This window comes from Macromonas bipunctata, from assembly GCF_002837135.1.
Classification (GTDB): domain Bacteria; phylum Pseudomonadota; class Gammaproteobacteria; order Burkholderiales; family Burkholderiaceae_C; genus Macromonas_A; species Macromonas_A bipunctata.
Genome location: NZ_NWBQ01000066.1, coordinates 1 through 2710 on the forward strand (window position 1 = coordinate 1; position 2710 = coordinate 2710).

3 protein-coding genes are annotated in these 2710 nt (G+C 63.4%); 1 reads left to right on the top strand and 2 read right to left on the bottom strand.

The window, feature by feature from the left end; genetic code table 11:
• Window positions 1-498, top strand: a 498-nt coding sequence (locus CON76_RS10290) for an RNA-guided endonuclease TnpB family protein (RefSeq protein WP_145995415.1), incomplete at its 5' end; no start/stop codon positions are given.
• Window positions 499-628: 130 nt separating this feature from the next.
• On the opposite strand, the gene CON76_RS10295 is transcribed toward CON76_RS10290, so the two are convergent.
• Both CON76_RS10295 and CON76_RS10300 read right to left on the bottom strand, forming a co-directional pair.
• Complete coding sequence (locus tag CON76_RS10295; RefSeq protein WP_101103272.1) at window positions 629-1897, bottom strand: YihY family inner membrane protein; 1269 nt, start codon at window positions 1895-1897, stop codon at window positions 629-631.
• 78 nt (window positions 1898-1975) lie between these two features.
• Window positions 1976-2710: RNA-guided endonuclease TnpB family protein (locus tag CON76_RS10300; RefSeq protein ID WP_145995416.1), on the bottom strand; the 735-nt coding region annotated here is incomplete at its 5' end.

The following is a 2710-nucleotide window of genomic DNA, read 5'->3' on the forward strand; positions in this document are numbered from 1 at the left end:
CTGGCCAAATTGCAACGCAAGTTGGCCAGGAAAAAGAAAGGCTCCAAGAACCGCACCAAAGCGCGGCTCAAAGTCGCCAAACTGCACGCCAAGATCGCCGACATCCGCAAGGATTTCACGCACAAGCTCTCGACCCGGCTGATCCACGAAAACCAAGTGATCGCCATTGAGACGCTGGCCGTCAGCAACATGAAAAAGAACGGCAAGCTGGCCAAATCCATCGGTGATGCGGGCTGGGCCGAATTCGTGCGCCAACTCGAATACAAGGCCAAGTGGTCCGGGCGCGAGGTGGTCAAGATCGACCGTTGGTACCCGTCGTCCAAGCGTTGTAGCGACTGCGGGCACACGGTAGAGAAAATGCCTTTGAACGTGCGGCAATGGACGTGCCCCGAATGTGGTGCGAACCACGACCGGGACGTGAATGCCGCACGCAACGTACTGGCCGCCGGACGGGCGGTGTCAGCCCGTGGAGAAGCTGTAAGTCCTGTGTCTCGTTGAGGCATGGGCGGGGTTCTGTGAAGCGGGAATCCTCGCCATTCATGGCGAGGAGGATGTCAAGGGATGCTGCTCCTGTGGGGCCGGTTGGAAACTGTGGAACGCAAATATAGCCGACAAACCTCACCCGCCATCACGCCAGCGGGCTCAATGCACCCAGATGGTGCGGATCGGGCGCAAGATCGGCGTCAGGGGCAGCGGCGGTATCGGCGCCGGGCAGCACGTCGGCCACTTGCAGCTGGTGCCAGTGGCTGCGGTGCCACAAGGCCTGGGTGGCGGGGGTCTGCGCCAGCAGGCAGTGCTGCAACAGCGGCGACAGCGGCGTGTGCGCCAGGCGCACCAGCAGCACGTGGCGGCCCTGCTCCTCGGCCAGCTGGCCCACCCAGTCCAGCGCCTGCAGCGCGGCCAGCGCATCGGCCAGCTGTTGCGGATCGACCCGCAGCCGCGCCAGCAGGACGCCGGTGTCCAGGCCGCGCTCGGGTTCGTCCTGCAGGGTGTGCAGCTCGGCCAGCACCTCCAGCGCCAGCTGCAACGTCCAGCCCGGCGAGCCGCCCTGGCGCTCCACGCCCTCCTGCAGCGTGGGCAGGCACGCCACCACCACCGCGCCCAGCAGCACAATCATCCACACCAGGTGGATCCAGACCAGAAAGATGGGCACCGTGGCAAAGGTGCCGTACACCACCGAATACGTGGGCACCAGCGCCAGGTACCAGCCCAGCAGGTTCTTGGCCCCTTCCAGCCCCAGCGCCACCAGCAGGCCACCCAGCAGGGCGTGCGAAAAACGCACCCGGGCGTTGGGCACGTAGCGGTACAGCGCCGCCACGCCCAGCACCACCACCGCAAATTCGGTGATGTTGAGCGCCAGCCACAGCCCGCCCGGCACCGCACTGACCCAGCCGCGCGAGGCCGACACGGCGTAGGAGCTCAGCGTCAGGCTCACGGCCAGCAGCAGCGGCCCCAGCGTCAGGCTGGCCCAATACACCAGCAGGCGCTGCCCCAGCGGACGCGGCGTGCGCACGCGCCAGATCTCGTTAAGCTTGCGGTCGATGGTCAGCACCATCGCCAGCGCCGTGAGCAGCAGGAACAGCGCCCCCACCCAGCCAATCTGGCCCGCCTTGCTGGCAAACTGCAGCAGGTAGTTCGACACCTGGCGCGCAATGTGGTCTGGCACCAGGCTTTGCAGCAGCCACTTCTGCAACGTGGCCTCCAGCCGACTGAACACCGGAAAGGCGCTGAAAATGGCCAGCCCCACCGTGAGCAGTGGCACCAGCGAGATCACGGTGGTGAACGTCAGACTGCCCGCCGCTGCGCCGAGCCGGTCCTCGTGAAAGCGGGTGCGCAGGACGTGCCAAGTGGTGCGCCACGGAAAACGCGCGCGGGATGAAGCAGAAAACAAAGCCATGCCGCTATCATGCCATCCTTGACATCCTCCTCGCCATGAATGGCGAGGATTCCCGCTTCACAGAACCCTGCCCATGCCTCAACGAGACACAGGACTGACAGCTTCTCCACGGGCTGACACCGCCAATCCAGCGGCCAATATGTTGCGCGCGGCATTCACGTCCCGGTCGTGGTTGGCACCACAGTTGGGGCACGTCCATTGCCGCACGTTCAAAGGCATTTTCTCTACCGTGTGCCCGCAGTCGCTACAACGCTTGGACGACGGGTACCAACGGTCAATCTTGACCACCTCGCGCCCGGACCACTTGGCCTTGTATTCGAGTTGGCGCACGAATTCGGCCCAGCCCGCATCACCGATGGACTTGGCAAGCTTGCGGTTTTTCTGCATATTCTTGACGGCCAGCGTCTCGATGGCGATCACTTGGTTTTCGTGGATCAACCGGGTCGAGAGCTTGTGCATGAAATCCTGGCGGATGTCGGCCATCTTGGCGTGCAGCTTGGCGACTTTGAGCCGCGCTTTGGTGCGGTTTTTGGAACCTTTCTTTTTCTTGGCCAGCTTGCGTTGCAATTTGGCCAGCTTCTTTTCATGTTTTCGGAAAGCGTTGGGCGCTGGGATTTTTTCGCCGTCGGAAAGGATGGCGAAATGAGTCAGGCCCAGATCAATGCCAATTTTTTCCGCCACCTCGGGTTTGGCGCTCACCACGTCGTCGCACAGCAGGCTGACGAAGTAGCGGCCCGCCGCGTCTTTGCTGACCGTCACCGTCGTGACTTTGGCCGCTGGCGGAATCTGACGCGACCAGCGCACATCCAGCGG